General features: G+C 67.4%; 14 protein-coding genes and 2 tRNA genes. All 16 read right to left on the bottom strand.

The window, feature by feature from the left end; all coding sequences use genetic code 11:
- Window position 1: 1 nt before the first annotated feature.
- Window positions 2-310, bottom strand: coding sequence for an NADH-quinone oxidoreductase subunit NuoK (nuoK, locus tag ABD067_RS08070; protein ID WP_343894710.1), 309 nt, complete (start codon window positions 308-310; stop codon window positions 2-4).
- A gap of 1 nt (window position 311) precedes the next feature.
- Entirely contained in the window at window positions 312-1,019 is a 708-nt protein-coding gene (locus tag ABD067_RS08065) for an NADH-quinone oxidoreductase subunit J (RefSeq protein WP_343894709.1), read from the bottom strand.
- A gap of 49 nt (window positions 1,020-1,068) precedes the next feature.
- Window positions 1,069-1,560, bottom strand: coding sequence for an NADH-quinone oxidoreductase subunit NuoI (nuoI, locus tag ABD067_RS08060; RefSeq protein ID WP_343894708.1), 492 nt, complete (start codon window positions 1,558-1,560; stop codon window positions 1,069-1,071).
- A gap of 13 nt (window positions 1,561-1,573) precedes the next feature.
- Window positions 1,574-2,584 carry an NADH-quinone oxidoreductase subunit NuoH gene (gene nuoH, locus ABD067_RS08055; RefSeq protein ID WP_343894707.1) on the bottom strand — a complete coding sequence of 337 codons (1,011 nt, stop codon included), beginning with the start codon at window positions 2,582-2,584 and terminating at the stop codon, window positions 1,574-1,576.
- Window positions 2,585-2,591: 7 nt separating this feature from the next.
- Entirely contained in the window at window positions 2,592-4,649 is a 2,058-nt protein-coding gene (gene nuoG, locus ABD067_RS08050; protein WP_343894706.1) for an NADH-quinone oxidoreductase subunit NuoG, read from the bottom strand.
- A 4-nt stretch (window positions 4,650-4,653) separates the two neighbouring features.
- Entirely contained in the window at window positions 4,654-5,970 is a 1,317-nt protein-coding gene (gene nuoF / locus ABD067_RS08045; RefSeq protein WP_343894704.1) for an NADH-quinone oxidoreductase subunit NuoF, read from the bottom strand.
- A gap of 4 nt (window positions 5,971-5,974) precedes the next feature.
- The gene (locus ABD067_RS08040) at window positions 5,975-6,631 is read right to left on the bottom strand and encodes a complex I 24 kDa subunit family protein (RefSeq protein WP_343894743.1); all 657 of its coding nucleotides are present in this window, start codon (window positions 6,629-6,631) and stop codon (window positions 5,975-5,977) included.
- A 77-nt stretch (window positions 6,632-6,708) separates the two neighbouring features.
- A complete protein-coding gene (locus ABD067_RS08035; RefSeq protein ID WP_343894703.1) occupies window positions 6,709-7,962 on the bottom strand; it encodes an NADH-quinone oxidoreductase subunit D in 1,254 nt (417 codons plus the stop codon).
- Complete coding sequence (locus ABD067_RS08030; protein ID WP_408871519.1) at window positions 7,959-8,612, bottom strand: NADH-quinone oxidoreductase subunit C; 654 nt, start codon at window positions 8,610-8,612, stop codon at window positions 7,959-7,961. The genes ABD067_RS08035 and ABD067_RS08030 overlap by 4 nt, the downstream gene beginning before the upstream one ends.
- Window positions 8,605-9,192 carry a NuoB/complex I 20 kDa subunit family protein gene (locus ABD067_RS08025; RefSeq protein WP_343894741.1) on the bottom strand — a complete coding sequence of 196 codons (588 nt, stop codon included), beginning with the start codon at window positions 9,190-9,192 and terminating at the stop codon, window positions 8,605-8,607. Before ABD067_RS08025 ends, ABD067_RS08030 begins: the two co-directional genes overlap by 8 nt.
- A gap of 37 nt (window positions 9,193-9,229) precedes the next feature.
- A complete protein-coding gene (locus tag ABD067_RS08020) occupies window positions 9,230-9,598 on the bottom strand; it encodes an NADH-quinone oxidoreductase subunit A (RefSeq protein WP_343894702.1) in 369 nt (122 codons plus the stop codon).
- Window positions 9,599-9,863: 265 nt separating this feature from the next.
- Window positions 9,864-9,940, bottom strand: a tRNA-Asp gene (locus tag ABD067_RS08015).
- A gap of 61 nt (window positions 9,941-10,001) precedes the next feature.
- Window positions 10,002-10,073, bottom strand: a tRNA-Val gene (locus tag ABD067_RS08010).
- 95 nt (window positions 10,074-10,168) lie between these two features.
- Window positions 10,169-12,589, bottom strand: a complete 2,421-nt coding sequence (gene lon, locus ABD067_RS08005) for an endopeptidase La (protein ID WP_343894701.1) — start codon at window positions 12,587-12,589, stop codon at window positions 10,169-10,171.
- A 218-nt stretch (window positions 12,590-12,807) separates the two neighbouring features.
- Window positions 12,808-14,064: an ATP-dependent Clp protease ATP-binding subunit ClpX gene (gene clpX, locus ABD067_RS08000; protein ID WP_343894700.1), complete on the bottom strand. Its 1,257-nt coding sequence runs from the start codon at window positions 14,062-14,064 to the stop codon at window positions 12,808-12,810.
- A 194-nt stretch (window positions 14,065-14,258) separates the two neighbouring features.
- Window positions 14,259-14,906 (bottom strand): ATP-dependent Clp endopeptidase proteolytic subunit ClpP, encoded by a 648-nt coding sequence (clpP, locus tag ABD067_RS07995; protein ID WP_343894699.1) that lies wholly within the window; start codon window positions 14,904-14,906, stop codon window positions 14,259-14,261.
- Window positions 14,907-14,943: the final 37 nt, after the last annotated feature.

The raw sequence follows: 14,943 nt of genomic DNA, 5'->3' as shown, positions 1-14,943 counted from the left end.
CTCAGCCCTTCAGGGTCGAGACGTCCTCGACCTCGATGCTCCCGGTGTTCCGGAAGTAGATCACGACGATGGCGAGCCCGATCGCCGCCTCTGCGGCGGCGACGGTGAGCACGAACATGGCGAAGACCTGCCCCGCCAAGTCGCCCAGGGAGGAGGAGAAGGCGACGAAATTCAGGTTCACCGAGAGGAGGATCAGCTCCACCGACATCAGGATGACGATGATGTTCTTCCGGTTGAGGAAGATGCCAAGCACGCCGAGGACGAGCAGGATGGCGCCGACGGTGAGATAGTGCGACAGGCCGATCGTCATCTCAGTGGTGGCCCCCCGCGCCGTGCCCTTCGTGCGCGATGGCCGGGGCGGCCGGCCGCGCCTCCTCCGGCGACGGCGGGCGCTCGATGCCGACGCGGGCGAGCCCGGCGCCGGTGGGCACCGAGCGCAGGTTGACGGTCGCCGCCGCCGAGCGGGCGATTTGCGCCTCGATGTCTTGCCGTTTGGTGCCGGGGCGCTCCCGCAAGGTCAGGACGATGGCGCCGATCATCGCCACCAGCAGGATCAGGCCGGCCGCTTGGAAGAGGTACACGTAGTCGGTGTAGAGGATGCGCCCGAGCGCCTCCGCGTTGCTGACGCCGTCCGCCGGCATCGGGGAGGACAGCCGAAGCTCCCCGGCCGGGTCCGCGAAGCTCCAGGCGCCGAACACGAACACCAACTCCAGGAAGAGGATGCCGCCGATCAGGGCGCCCAACGGCGCGTAGCGCTGGAAGCCCTCGCGCAGCCGCGAAAAGTCGATGTCGAGCATCATCACGACGAAGAGGAACAGCACCGCGACGGCGCCCACGTAGACGATGACCAGGATCATCGCCAGGAACTCCGCGCCCGCGATCAGGAACAGCGCAGCCGCGTTGAAGAAGGCGAGAATCAGGAACAGGACGCTGTGGACCGGGTTGCGCGAGGTCACCACCATCGCCGCGCTGGCGATCAGCACGGCGGCGAAGGCGTAAAAGGCGAGCGCGGTGATCATGGTCTTCCTCTAAACCGCAACGCCGGGGCGCCATACCCCGGCGGCGGCGTCAGCGATAGGGCGCGTCGAGCTCCAGGCGCTTCGCCAGCTCAGGCTCCCAGCGGTCGCCGTTGGCGAGGAGCTTGGCCTTGTCGTAGAGCAGTTCCTCGCGCGTCTCGGTCGAGAACTCGAAGTTCGGCCCTTCCACGATGGCGTCCACCGGGCAGGACTCCTCGCACAACCCGCAATAGATGCACTTCACCATGTCTATGTCGTAGCGCGTGGTGCGGCGACTGCCGTCCTCGCGCGGCTCGGCCTCGATGGTGATGGCCTGGGCGGGGCAGACGGCCTCGCACAGCTTGCACGCGATGCAGCGCTCCTCGCCGTTGGGATAGCGGCGCAGCGCGTGCTCGCCTTTGAAACGCGGCGACAGCGGCGCTTTCTCGTATGGGTAGTTGATGGTGGCCTTGGGACGGAAGAAGAACTTCAACGTCGTCCACATGCCGCCCAACAGCTCGGTGAGCAGGAACCCACGGGCGACGCGGTCCAGGGTGGTGGCCATGGTGGTCAGCTCCTCACGCCGGCACCCAGCCGGTCAGCTTGAGCACCGCCGCCGTCAGCACCAGCCACACGAGGCTGAAGGGCAGGAACACCTTCCAGCCCAGCCGCATGAGCTGGTCGTACCGGTAGCGGGGGAAGGTCGCGCGGACCCAGATGAACACGAACAGGACCAGGGCGATCTTCAGCGCGAACCAGACCGGGCCGGGTACCCAGGTGAAGGGCTCGGCCGCGATTGGGGGCAGCCAGCCGCCGAGGAACAGGATCGTCGTCAGCGCCGACATCAGGATCATGTTCGCGTATTCGCCGAGGAAGAACATGGCGAAGCTGATGCCGCTGTACTCGACGAAGAACCCGGCGACCAGCTCGCTCTCGCCCTCCGGCAGATCGAAGGGCGCCCGGTTGGTCTCCGCCAGCGTGCTGATGAAGAAGATCACGAACATCGGGAAGAGCGGCAGGAAGAACCAAACCGTTTCCTGCGCCCGGACGATCTGCGACAGGTTCAGCGAGCCGACGCACATCAGCACGGTCACGATGACGAAGCCCATCGAGACCTCGTAGCTCACCATCTGCGCCGCGCTGCGGAGCGCGCCGAGGAAGGCGTACTTCGAATTGCTCGCCCAGCCGGCGATGATGACGCCGTAGACGCCGAGCGACGAGATGGCGAACAGATAGAGGATGCCGACGTTGATGTCGGCGATCGCCCAGCCGTCGTTCACAGGGATAACCGCCCAGGCCAGCATGGCGAGCATGAAGGTGAGCATCGGCGCGAACATGAAGAGGGCCCGGTTCGCGCCCGAGGGCACGATGGTCTCCTTCATCACCGCCTTGATCGCGTCGGCGAAGGGCTGGAGCAGGCCGAACGGCCCGACCACGTTCGGGCCGCGCCGTAGCTGCATGGCCGCCAGCACCTTGCGCTCCGCGAGCGTCAGGTAGGCGACGGCGAGCAGCACTGGCACTAGCAGCGCCAGGGTCTGCGCCAGGGTGATGGCGAGCACGCCGACCGGCGTGGAGAGGAAGCCCTCCATCGCCGCCCTACTCCGCCGCCATCGGCGCGGCCGGAGCCGTCGCCGGCAGCAGCACGCGGGCGCACTCGGCCATGGTCTCCGAGGCGCGGCTGATCACGTCCGCCTGCCAGTAGTTGGTGATCGGCAGGGCGAAAGGCGTGTCCGACATTGCCGACGGGTCGCCAGCCGGCCCGGCCACGTCGTCGCAGCCCCGGCGCTCGGCGCGGTCGGGCCGGGCGAACACCGGGCTGGCCTCGGCCAAGCGCGCCCGCACCGCGGCCAGGGTGTCGTAGGGCAGGCGCGCGCCCAGGACCTCGCTCGCGGCGCGGATGATCTTCCAGTCCTCGCGCGCCTCGCCCGGCGGGTATACGGCGAGGCGGCCGCGCTGGGCGCGCCCTTCCGTGTTCACCCATGTGGCTTCCTTCTCGGTGTAGGCCGCGCCGGGCAGGATCACGTCGGCCCGTGCCGCCGCGGCTTCGCCGTGGTGGCCTTGGTAGACCACGAAGGTGTCGGCGGGGATGCGCGACGCGTCGAAGCCGTCGGCACCGAGCAGCCAAAGCGCCTGCGGCGGCCCGGGCGGCGCCATGTCCGGCGGCGCCACGAAGCCGAGCTCCAGCGCCGCCGTTTGCCCGCCGAAGAGCTGCAAGACGTTGAAACCGTGCCAGTCCGGCCTGAGCATGTCGTGGCGCACGGCGACCTGCCACGCGGCGGCGAGCACCGCGGCGCCATCGGTGCGCGCCAGGGCGCCGCGGCCGAGGATCAGCATCGGCCGCTCCGCGCGCCCAAGCGCTTCGCTGAACGTGTGCGATCCGTCGAGGAGCGCGCGCAGCGTCGCCGGTCCCTCCCCCAGCCACTCGTGCCCGTAGGTCAGATTCACGCCGCGCGGCCCGACGTAGCCCACGGGGAACGGCCCCGCGAGCGTCCGCCGGCGGATGCGGGCGTTCAGCACCGGCGCTTCCTGGCGCGGGTTGCTGCCGACGATCAGCAGCGCGTCGGCCTCGTCGATACCGGCGATGGTGGTGTTGAAGCGCCAGAAATCCGGGCGCGAAGCGTCGATCGCCGCACCGTCCACCCGGCATTCGAGGTTGCGGCTGCCGAGCGCCGCCATGAGGTCCTTGAGCGCGACGATCGCCTCGGCGTCCACCAAGTCTCCCACCGCGGCGCCGATGCGCTCGCCCGGAATGCCCTTCATGCGGGCGGCGATCGTGTCGAAAGCCTCGGTCCAGGTGGCGGGGCGGAGCTTGCCGTCGCGCTTCACCCACGGCCGATCGAGCCGGCGGCGTTTCAGGCCGTCGAAGGAGAAGCGGCCGCGGTCGTGCAGCCACTCCTCGTTGACCTCGTCGTTGGTGCGCGGCTGGATGCGCAACACCTCGCCCGCGCGCGTGTCGACGCGGATGTTCACGCCGGTGGCGTCGAGCACGTCCACGCTGTCCGTGTGCCGCAGCTCCCATGGCCGCGAAACGAAAGCGTAGGGCCGGCTGGTCAGCGCGCCGACCGGACAGATGTCGATGAGGTTGCCCGACAACTCGGTGGTCAGCGCCTTCTCGACGTAGGTGCCGATCTCCATGTCCTCGCCGCGGCTGATGGCGCCCAGCTCGGGCACGCCGGCGACCTCGGTGCAGAAGCGGATGCAGCGCGTGCAGTGGATGCAGCGCGTCATGATGGTCTTGACCAGCGGGCCGACGTACTTGTCCTTGACCGCCCGCTTGCCCTCCTGGAAGCGGCTGCGGTCCATGCCGTAGGCCACCGCCTGATCCTGGAGGTCGCACTCGCCGCCCTGGTCGCAGATCGGGCAGTCGAGCGGGTGGTTGATGAGGAGGAATTCCATCACGCCGCGGCGGCCGTTGCGGACCATCGGCGTGTCGGTGAACACCTTCATGCCGTCCGCCACCGGGTAGGAGCAGGACGCGATGGGCTTCGGCGCCTTCTCCACTTCCACGAGGCACATGCGGCAGTTGCCCGCGACCGAGAGCCGCTCGTGGTAGCAGAAGCGCGGGATCTCCTTGCCCGCGGCCTCGCAAGCCTGGAGTACGGAGGCGCCGTTCGGTACCTCCACCTCGATCCCGTCGACCGTGACCTTGGCCATGTCCCTACTCCGCCGCCATCGGCAACGGCGGCGCGGCGCCCGCGCCCTTCCGCGCCTTGTAGTCGGCAATGCGTTCTTCCATCATCGGCCGGAAGTGCCGGATCAGGCCCTGCACCGGCCACACGCCGCCGTCGGCGAGGGCGCAGATGGTGTGCCCCTCGATCTGGCGCGTCACCTGCTCCAGCACATCGATCTCGGTGACCTCGGCGCGGCCATCCACCATGCGGTCCATCACGCGCTTCACCCAACCCATGCCCTCGCGGCACGGCGTGCACTGGCCGCAGCTCTCGTGCTTGTAGAACTGCGACAGGCGGGCGATGGCCTTGATGAGGTCGGTGGACTTGTCCATGACGATGACGCCGGCGGTGCCGAGGCCGGTCTTGTGCTCGCGCAGCGCGTCGAAGTCCATCAGGACGGTGTCGCACACCTCCTTCGGGATCAGCGGCGTGGAGGAGCCGCCGGGGATGACGCAGAGCAGGTTGTCCCAGCCGCCGCGCACCCCGCCCGCGTGCCGCTCGATCAGCTCGCGGAGCGGGATGCTCATCTCCTCTTCCACGTTGCAGGGCTTGTTCACGTGGCCCTGGATGCAGAAGATCTTGGTGCCGGAGTTCTTCGGCCGGCCGAAGCCTTCGAACCACTCGGCGCCGCGCCGCAGGATGGTCGGCACCACGGCGATGGTCTCGACGTTGTTCACCGTGGTCGGCGCGCCGTAAAGGCCCACCGCCGCCGGGAAGGGCGGCTTCAGGCGCGGCATGCCCTTCTTCCCCTCCAGCGACTCGATCAGCGCCGTCTCCTCGCCGCAGATGTAGGCGCCGGCGCCGCGGTGGACGTAGAGGTCGAAATCCCAGCCGGCGCCGCAGGCATTGGGGCCGAGCAGCCCGGCGGCGTAGGCCTCGTCGATCGCGGCCTGGAGCACGAGGTGCTCGTTGTAGTACTCGCCCCGCACGTAGATGTAGCCGGCGTGGGCGCCCATCGCCACGCCGGCGAGGAGGCAGCCCTCCACCAGCGTATGCGGGTCGTGCCGCAGGATGTCGCGGTCCTTGCAGGTGCCGGGCTCGGACTCGTCGGCGTTCACGACGAGGTAGTGCGGGCGGCCGTCAGACTTCTTCGGCATGAAGGACCACTTCATGCCGGTCGGGAAGCCGGCGCCGCCGCGGCCGCGCAAGCCCGACTCCTTCACCTCGTTGATGATCCAGTCACGGCCTTTGGCGATGAGCCCCGCCGTGCCGTCCCAATGGCCGCGGCGGCGCGCCGCTTCCAGCCGCCAGTCGTGCAGGCCGTAGAGGTTGGTGAAGATGCGGTCCTTGTCGGAGAGGGCCATGCCCCTACTCTCCCGGTACGTCGATGAGGGTCAGCGGCCCGCCCGCGGGCGCGCTGGTCTGGCGCCCGGTGGTGGAGCCCGGTTGCGGACGCTCGCCCCGCCGCAGCGCCTCCAGCAGCGCCACGGTGCGGTCGTAGTCGAGGTCCTCGTAGTAGTCGTCGTCCACTTGCAGGATCGGCGCGTTCACGCAGCCGCCGAGGCACTCCACCTCGGTGAGCGTGAACATCCCGTCCTCGCTGGTGTCGCCATAGCCCTTCAGGTGCCCGGCGTCCTTGCAGGCGCGGAGCACCTCGTCCGAGCCTCGCAGCCAGCAAGGCGTCGTCCCGCAGACCTGGAGGTGCACCTTGCCGATCGGTTTGGTGTTGAACATCAAGTAGAAGGTGGCGACCTCGTAGACGCGGATCGGCGGCATGCCGAGGCGCTGCGCCACCACGTCCATGGAGACGCGGGGCACCCAGGCGACACCCGTCTGGCGCTTCATCTGCCGTTGCACGAGGTACAGCGCCGGTATCACCGCGCTGGCCTGCTTTCCCGGTGGGTAGCGCTTCACGATGGTCGCGAGCGCCTCCTCGCTCTCCGCGTCGAAGGCGAAGTTCGTCGGCTGATCCCTTACCTCGTTCGCGTTGCCGGTCGCATGCGTGGCTTCGAAGCCGCCGCCGATCTCCTGGCCGCCACGCCCGTGCCCGCCCGCTATGGTGGTGGCGCCGCTCCGGCGCGCGTCGTCGTAGCCGCCGCCACTCAACGGTCGATCTCCCCGAAGACGATGTCGAGCGACCCGATGATGGCGACCGCGTCGGCCAGCATGTGGCCCTTCGAGAGCGCTTCCATCGCTTGCAGGTGGGCGTATCCGGGCGCGCGGATCTTGCAGCGGTACGGCCGGTTGGTGCCGTCGGCCACCATGTAGACGCCGAACTCGCCCTTGGGCGCCTCGGTCACGGTGTAGGTTGCGCCGGCGGGCACGTGGTAGCCTTCCGTGTACAGCTTGAAGTGGTGGATCAGCGCCTCCATCGAGCGCTTCATGTCGCGCCGTGGCGGCGGCGCGATCTTGAAGTCGCGGATGCGCACCGGGCCGGGCTCCAGCCGCTCCAGGCACTGCTCGACGATGCGCAAGGACTGCAGCATCTCCCGCACGCGGACGAGGTAGCGGTCGTAGCAGTCGCCGTGCCGGCCGACAGGGATGTCGAAGTCCAGCTCGGGGTAGATCTCGTAAGGCTGGGACTTCCGCAGGTCCCAGGCGCAACCGGAGGCGCGGAGGCAGGGGCCGCTGAAGCCCCACTCCATCGCCTGCTCCGGCGTCATCACGCCAATGTCCACCGTCCGCTGCTTGAAGATGCGGTTCTCGGTCAGCAGCGACTCCAGCTCCTCGACATAGGCCGGGAACTGTCGGCACCAAACGCGAATGCGCTCCTCAAGCCCGGGCGGCAGATCCTTGGCGACACCGCCGGGCCGGAAGTAGTTGACGTGGTAATGCGAGCCGCCGACCGCCTCGTAGAATTCCAGGAGGTGCTCGCGCTGCTCGAAGCCGCCGAAGGACGGGGTGATGGCGCCGCAGTCGAGCGCGTAGGTGGTGATGTTGAGCAGGTGGTTGGCGATGCGCGTGATCTCCGCGAACATGGTGCGGATCACCCGCCCGCGCCGCGGCACGTCGGCCTCAATGCCGAGCAGCCGCTCCACCGCGATGGCGAAGCTGTGCTCCATGCACATGGGCGAGACGTAATCCAGGCGGTCCATGTAGCCGAGCGCCTGGAGGTAGGTCTTGTACTCGATCAGCTTCTCGGTGCCGCGGTGCAGCAGGCCGATGTGCGGGTCGGCGCGCTCCACGACCTCGCCCTTCATCTCAAGGATGAGACGCAGGACGCCGTGCGCCGCAGGGTGCTGCGGGCCGAAGTTGAGGGTGTGGTTGTCCACCTCGATCGTGCGGCGTTCATCCGGGGCCGTGTCGGAGCGCACGTCGGGGATGGGGCCGGGGGTCGCAATGGCGGTGCCGCTCATGGCTGCTTCGGGCCCTCGATGCGGTTCTGGTGGACCTTCTCGTCGCCGGGCAGCGTGGTCATGCCCTCCCAAGGCGAGAGAAAGTCGAAGTTGCGAAAATCCTGCATAAGCTTGACAGGCTCGTAGACCACCTGCTTCCGCTCCTCGTCGTAACGGACCTCCACGTAGCCGGTGAGCGGGAAGTCCTTGCGAAGCGGGTGGCCCTCGAAACCGTAGTCGGTGAGGATGCGGCGCAGGTCCGTCTGGCCCTCGAACACGATGCCGTACATGTCCCAGGCTTCGCGCTCGTACCAGGTGGCGCACGGCCAGAGGCCAGCGACGCTCGGGACCGAGCCGCCGTCCGCCACTTCGGTGACGACGCGCACGCGCTGGTTCCGCGACAGGCTGAGCAGGTTGTAGACCACCTCGAAGCGCAGCGGGCGCTCGGGCCAGTCCAGGCCGCCGAGGTCCATGAGCTGCTCGAAGGCGAATTGCGGCGCGTCGCGCAGCATCGCCATGACGTCGAGCAGCCCTTCGCTGCGGATGCGCAAAACCAGTTCCGCGCCGCGCTCCACCTCCATGCCGCGCACGGTCCCGTGCGGCATGGCGGCGCGCAGCGCCTCCCCGATCGCGTCCAGGTCGGCGGCGACCGCCGTCGAAAGCTCACCCACGGAGGATGGTCCCCTCCCGCCGGATCTTCTTCTGCAGTTGCAGGATGCCGTAGAGCAGGCCCTCAGCCGTCGGCGGGCAACCCGGCACGTAGATGTCCACCGGGACGATGCGGTCGCAACCGCGCACCACGCTGTAGCTGTAGTGGTAGTAGCCGCCGCCGTTGGCGCAGCTCCCCATGGAGATCACCCAGCGCGGCTCCGACATTTGGTCGTAGACCTTGCGCAGCGCGGGCGCCATTTTGTTGGTCAGCGTGCCGGCGACGATCATCACGTCCGACTGCCGCGGCGAGCCGCGCGGGAAGATGCCGAAGCGGTCGAGGTCGTAGCGCGCCATGTAGGTGTGGATCATCGGCACAGCGCAGCACGCCAAGCCGAAGGTCATCGGCCACAGGCTGCCCGTGCGGGCCCAGTTCACCAGCTTGTCCAGGTTGGCGACCACGAAACCCTTGTCGGCGATCTCGCCCGTGATGCCTTTGACCACGGCGTCCTGCGCCGGCCCTGGCGGCAATCCCTCGCGGTTCCAGGCCAGCGCTTCCGTCGCGGCGTGCTCCTGCTGCCGCGACGGCAGCCCAGGCTCCATGGAGAGGTCGGCGGCGGTGTGTGCGCTCATCCGGGAGCTACTCCCAATCCAGGGCGCCTTTGCGCCATTCGTAGAGGAACCCGACCGTCAGGACGGCCAGGAAGCCGATCATGGAGAAGAAGCCGAACCAACCCACGTCGCCGAGCGCGATGGCCCAGGGGAACAGGAAGGCGACCTCCAGGTCGAAGATGATGAACAGTATGGCGACGAGGTAGAACCGCACGTCGAAGCGCCGGCGCGTGTCGTCGAACGGCTCGAAGCCGCACTCGTAGGTGGAGAGCTTCTCCGCGTACGGCTTTTGCCGGGCCAGCAGAAGGCTGCCTCCCACCATGGCCGCGGCGATCCCGCCGGCCACGGCCAGGAAGACGAGTATGGGGAAGTACTCAGCCAGCAACGGCTGGGTCATGTCCTTCTCCGCCCTTGTTGGCGCCGCTCAGGCGCGGTGAGGTCGCGACGCAAGACCGGACGGTCGCGCCGCGCGCTGCGGCCCGCCTCGGCATGGGAGGCGGAGGTTAGCCGCGACGGCGATCCTGCGCCACAGGGCCGCGCTCGTTATCGGACCCCGAAAGTGGTCGCGTGACACCAGAACGTAAAGGGGACGCAACGCCGCCGGCGCCCGGAATTCGCACGCTCGCAGAAGGCGCTCGGTGTCTGCTCAGAAGATGGGAAAGTGGCGCGAGTGACGGGGCTCGAACCCGCGACCTCCGGCGTGACAGGCCGGCGCTCTAACCAACTGAGCTACACCCGCTTTCCGAGGAGCCGCGTCTAAATCGCTGGTGGTGCCCTGTCAAGCGAGATGCTGGGGCGAATGGGCGCTGACGGGTTCGAACCGCCGACATCCTGTGTGTAAGACAGGCGCTCTACCACTGAGCTAAGCGCCCGCGCGCAAGCCGCGATGCCCGGGCATAGCACCCGTCGGCCGGCATGCAAAAAAGAAGGCCTGGGACACGTCCCGGGCCTTCCTTCGGTTTCCGTGTCAGTGCGGCAGGTTGGCCGCAGCCCCGTCCCCGTCCTTGAGCCGAGGGGTCGCCGGTGGTTCAGCAGGCTCCTCCCACTCGATCGCCTCCGGCGGCCTAGCCAGCGCCTTGGCGATCACGTCGTCCACATGGGACACGGCAATGATGGTGAGGTCCTTCTTCACGTTGTCCGGGATGTCGGCGAGGTCCTTCTCGTTGTCCTTCGGGATGAACACCGTGGTGACGCCCGCGCGGAGCGCCGCCAGCAGTTTCTCCTTGAGGCCGCCGATCGGCAACACCCGGCCCCGCAACGTCACCTCGCCGGTCATAGCCACGTCCTTGCGCACGGGGATGCCCGTGAGCACGGACACGATGCTGGTGGCCATGGCAATGCCAGCTGAGGGCCCGTCCTTCGGCGTCGCGCCCTCCGGCACGTGGACGTGCAGGTCGCGCTTCTCGAACAGCGTCGGCTTGATGCCGAAGGAGGGCGCCCGCGACCGCACGTAGGACATAGCGGCGGAGACGCTCTCCTGCATGACGTCGCCGAGCTTGCCGGTGTGCTGCACCTTGCCCTTTCCCGGCACCAGCACGCTCTCGATGGTCAGGATCTCGCCGCCGACTTCGGTCCAGGCGAGGCCGGTGACGACGCCCACCATGTCCTCCGCCTCGGCCTCGCCGTAGCGGAACTTTCGCACGCCGGCGTAGTCCGACAGGTTCTCCGCGGTGATCTGGACCTTCTTGGCCTTCTTCGAGACGATTTCACGCACGGCCTTGCGGGCCAATCCGCCCACTTCGCGCTCCAGGTTACGGACGCCGGCCTCGCGGGTGTAGTACCGCACCAAGTCGCGCAACGCCTCGTCGGAAACGCTCCACTCGCCCGGCTTGAGGCCGTTCGCCTCGGACTGCTTGCTGACCAGGTGCCGCTTGGCGATTTCGATCTTCTCGTCCTCGGTGTAGCCGGGGATGCGGATGATCTCCATGCGGTCCATCAACGGCTGCGGCATCCGCAAGCTGTTGGCGGTGGTCACGAACATCACGTCCGAAAGGTCGTAGTCAACCTCGAGGTAGTGGTCCGCGAAGGTCGAGTTCTGCTCCGGGTCCAGCACCTCCAGCAGCGCCGAAGACGGGTCGCCGCGCCAATCGGCGCCCAGCTTGTCGATTTCGTCGAGCAGGAACAGCGGGTTGGATGTCTTCGCCTTCTTCATGCCCTGCACGACCTTGCCGGGCATGGAGCCGATGTAGGTCCGCCGGTGGCCGCGGACCTCCGCCTCGTCCCGCACGCCGCCCAGCGACATGCGCACGAAGTTCCGGCCCGTAGCCTTGGCGATGGACTTGCCGAGCGAGGTCTTGCCGACGCCGGGCGGGCCGACCAAGCAGAGGATCGGGCCGCGGATCTTCGGCGAGCGCGACTGCACCGCCAGGTACTCGATGATCCGCTCCTTAACCTTTTCCAGCCCGTAGTGGTCGGCGTCGAGCACCTTCTCCGCCTCGACGATGTCGTTGCGGATCTTGCTCTTCTTCTTCCAAGGAATGGAGAGCATCCAGTCGAGGTAGTTGCGCACCACCGTCGCCTCGGCGCTCATCGGGCTCATGGTGCGGAGCTTCTTCAGCTCGGCCATAGCCTTTTCGTGCGCCTCCTTGGAGAGCTTGGTGGCCTTGATCCGGGCCTCCAGCTCGGCGGCCTCGTCCTTGCCGTCCTCGCCCTCGCCCAGTTCCTTCTGGATCGCCTTGAGCTGCTCGTTCAGGTAGTACTCGCGCTGGGTTTTCTCCATCTGCCGCTTCACGCGGTTCCGGATGCGCTTCTCCACCTGGAGCACGCCGATCTCGCTCTCCATGTGGGCGAAGACCCGCTCCAACCGCGCCCCGACGCCGACGATCTCCAGCAGTTCCTGCTTCTCGGGGATCTTGAGGCTCAGGTGGGCGGCGACGGTGTCGGCGAGCTTGGCCGGGTCGTCGATCTGGTTGATCGAAACCAGCACCTCCGGCGCGATCTTCTTGTTGAGCTTGATGTACTGCTCGAACTGGCCGACCACGGTTCGGGCCAACGCCTCCACCTCCGGAGGCTCGGCCTCGCTTTCGTCCAGAGGAGCGGCGTAGGCTTCAAAGTAGGCCTCAGTCTCCTTGTAACCGGAGATGCGCGCGCGGCGCCCGCCTTCTACCAGCACCTTCACCGTGCCGTCCGGCAACTTGAGCAGTTGCAGCACGGTCGAAACCGTGCCAAAGCCGTACAGGTCGCCAGCCTCCGGGTCGTCCTGGGCAGCGTTCTTCTGCGCGACGAGCAGGATCTGCTTGTTGTCGCGCATCACCGCTTCCAGGGCACGCACGCTCTTCTCCCGCCCCACGAAGAGCGGGACGATCATGTGTGGGAACACCACGATGTCGCGGAGCGGCAGCACCGGAAGCAGTTCGCCCCGAGCCGCCTGGGTTGATTTGTCCGCCATTATGGACCTCGCTGAAGGACAGTCGATGCGCGGGCCGCCCTGAAATAATCAGTGGTTGACGGCGCGGCCCGCTGCATCACGGGTTCTGGAGGAAATGGGCCGCCGGAGCCGGCGTGACAAGCACCTGCGACGCCACGCTGCGACACGTCAGCCTGGACACGGACAAAGGCTGAAAAAGGGCGGCGATGCCATCAGGGCCGCCTTTGGGGAGCCCCGCCTCAAGCCGAGTTCTGTTCCGCCGCCCGTTCCCCGTAGATGTACAAGGGGCTGGCCCGCCCTTCGGCGACCTCGCGGTTAATGACCACCTCGTCCACGTCGTCGAGGCCAGGGAGGTCGAACATGGTGGCGAGCAGGATCGCTTCCATGATCGAGCGCAGGCCACGAGCGCCCGTTTTGCGCTGGATGGCGCGGGTGGCGACGGAGCGCAGCGCGTCATCGGTGAAGGAGAGCTTGGTGCCCTCCATCTCGAACAGGCGCTGGTATTGCTTGACCAAGGCGTTCTTGGGCTTGGTCAGGATCTCGACCAGCGCCTTCTCGTCCAGGTCGTCCAACGTAGCCACCACCGGCAGGCGGCCGATGAACTCGGGGATCAGCCCGAACTTCAGCAGATCCTCCGGCTCGACCTCGCGCAGGATGGCGCCAGTGCGGCGCTCGTCAGAACTGCGGACCTCGGCGCCGAAACCGACCCCGCTGCCCTTGCCGCGCGCCGCGATGATGCGCTCCAGGCCCGAAAAGGCGCCGCCGCAGATGAATAGGATGTTCGCCGTGTCAACCTGTAGGAACTCTTGCTGCGGGTGCTTCCGCCCGCCCTGCGGCGGCACGGAGGCCACGGTACCCTCCATGATCTTGAGCAGCGCCTGTTGGACGCCCTCCCCGCTCACGTCGCGGGTAATGGAAGGGTTGTCCGACTTGCGGCTGATCTTGTCGACCTCGTCGATGTAGACGATGCCGCGTTGCGCCCGCTCGACGTTGTAATCAGCCGCTTGGAGCAGCTTGAGGATGATGTTCTCCACGTCCTCGCCGACGTAGCCCGCCTCGGTGAGGGTCGTGGCGTCGGCCATCGTGAAGGGCACGTCGAGGATGCGGGCGAGCGTCTGCGCCAGCAGCGTCTTGCCGCTGCCGGTCGGCCCGACCAGCATTATGTTCGACTTGGCGATCTCGACGTCGCTGTTCTTCGCCCCGTGCGCCAGCCGCTTATAATGGTTGTGGACCGCGACGGAGAGCACCTTCTTCGCGTGATCCTGGCCGATGACGTAGTCGTCGAGGACCTTGCAGATCTCCTTCGGCGTCGGTACCCCGTCGCGGGACTTCACGAGGTGCGTCTTGTGCTCCTCGCGGATGATGTCCATGCACAGCTCGACGCACTCGTCGCAGATGAACACGGTTGGCCCGGCGATGAGCTTGCGGACCTCGTGCTGCGACTTGCCGCAGAAGGAGCAGTACAGGGTGTTCTTGGAATCGCCGGACTTGCTCATGGGCACTCCCCGCCTCCTGGCCAGCCGGGACGGCGGCCGGGAGGAACGCTGGAAAAGACTGTAGCCCCCCTGTCATCGGGGGAAAAGCGTCGCGCCCGGCCCGGGCGCACGCGCTCAAAGGCGGCCGGTTTCAGTAAGGACCGTCCAGGTTACCAGAGTGTTACCGCGACCAGCGATGGCCCTCCGGCACCCGTTCAGGGCCGGGGCGTCTCGCCGGTGGGAACGGTTGGCCTGTTCTCGACCACTTGGTCCACCAAGCCGAATTCTTTGGCTTCTTCCGCCGACATGAAGCTGTCGCGTTCCAGCTTGCGCTCGATCACGTCAAGCGGCTGGCCGGTGTGCTTCACGTAGATCTCGTTCAGCCGTTGCCGCAACTTCAGGATCTCACGGGCCTGGATCTCAATGTCGGTCGCCTGGCCCTGGGCCCCGCCGGAAGGCTGGTGGACCATGATCCGGGCGTTGGGCAAGGCGAAGCGCTTGTCCTTGGCCCCGGCCGCCAACAGCAGGCTGCCCATGGACGCCGCCTGCCCGATGCAGACGGTGCTCACCGGGCTGCGGATATACTGCATGGTGTCGTACATAGCCAAGCCGGCCGAGACCACGCCGCCCGGGCTGTTGATGTAGAAAGCGATGTCCTTGTTGGGGTTCTCGCTTTCCAGGAACAGGAGCTGGGCGCAGATCAAAGCCGAAACCTGGTCGTACACCGGCCCGGTGAGGAAGATGATCCGCTCCTTCAGGAGACGGGAATAGATGTCGAAGGCGCGCTCGCCGCGAGCGGTCTGCTCGACCACCATTGGAACGAGGTTGCTGTTGTAGACTTCGAAGGGATCGCGATCCCGCATGATGTGATGGCCTCTCGATCGCCCCGCCCCAGGGCGG

The organism is Craurococcus roseus, assembly GCF_039523795.1.
Classification (GTDB): Bacteria; Pseudomonadota; Alphaproteobacteria; order Acetobacterales; family Acetobacteraceae; genus Craurococcus; species Craurococcus roseus.
This window is presented reverse-complemented; position numbering and strand designations above follow the sequence as displayed.

What these genes read in the sequence shown, in the direction of transcription:
- nuoK (WP_343894710.1), bottom strand. Translation starts at nt 310, where the DNA reads ATGACGATCGGCCTGTCGCACTATCTCACCGTCGGCGCCATCCTGCTC.
- ABD067_RS08065 (WP_343894709.1), bottom strand. Translation starts at nt 1,019, where the DNA reads ATGATCACCGCGCTCGCCTTTTACGCCTTCGCCGCCGTGCTGATCGCC.
- nuoI (WP_343894708.1), bottom strand. Translation starts at nt 1,560, where the DNA reads ATGGCCACCACCCTGGACCGCGTCGCCCGTGGGTTCCTGCTCACCGAG.
- nuoH (WP_343894707.1), bottom strand. Translation starts at nt 2,584, where the DNA reads ATGGAGGGCTTCCTCTCCACGCCGGTCGGCGTGCTCGCCATCACCCTG.
- nuoG (WP_343894706.1), bottom strand. Translation starts at nt 4,649, where the DNA reads ATGGCCAAGGTCACGGTCGACGGGATCGAGGTGGAGGTACCGAACGGC.
- nuoF (WP_343894704.1), bottom strand. Translation starts at nt 5,970, where the DNA reads ATGGCCCTCTCCGACAAGGACCGCATCTTCACCAACCTCTACGGCCTG.
- ABD067_RS08035 (WP_343894703.1), bottom strand. Translation starts at nt 7,962, where the DNA reads ATGAGCGGCACCGCCATTGCGACCCCCGGCCCCATCCCCGACGTGCGC.
- ABD067_RS08025 (WP_343894741.1), bottom strand. Translation starts at nt 9,192, where the DNA reads ATGGAGCCTGGGCTGCCGTCGCGGCAGCAGGAGCACGCCGCGACGGAA.
- ABD067_RS08020 (WP_343894702.1), bottom strand. Translation starts at nt 9,598, where the DNA reads ATGACCCAGCCGTTGCTGGCTGAGTACTTCCCCATACTCGTCTTCCTG.
- lon (WP_343894701.1), bottom strand. Translation starts at nt 12,589, where the DNA reads ATGGCGGACAAATCAACCCAGGCGGCTCGGGGCGAACTGCTTCCGGTG.
- clpX (WP_343894700.1), bottom strand. Translation starts at nt 14,064, where the DNA reads ATGAGCAAGTCCGGCGATTCCAAGAACACCCTGTACTGCTCCTTCTGC.
- clpP (WP_343894699.1), bottom strand. Translation starts at nt 14,906, where the DNA reads ATGCGGGATCGCGATCCCTTCGAAGTCTACAACAGCAACCTCGTTCCA.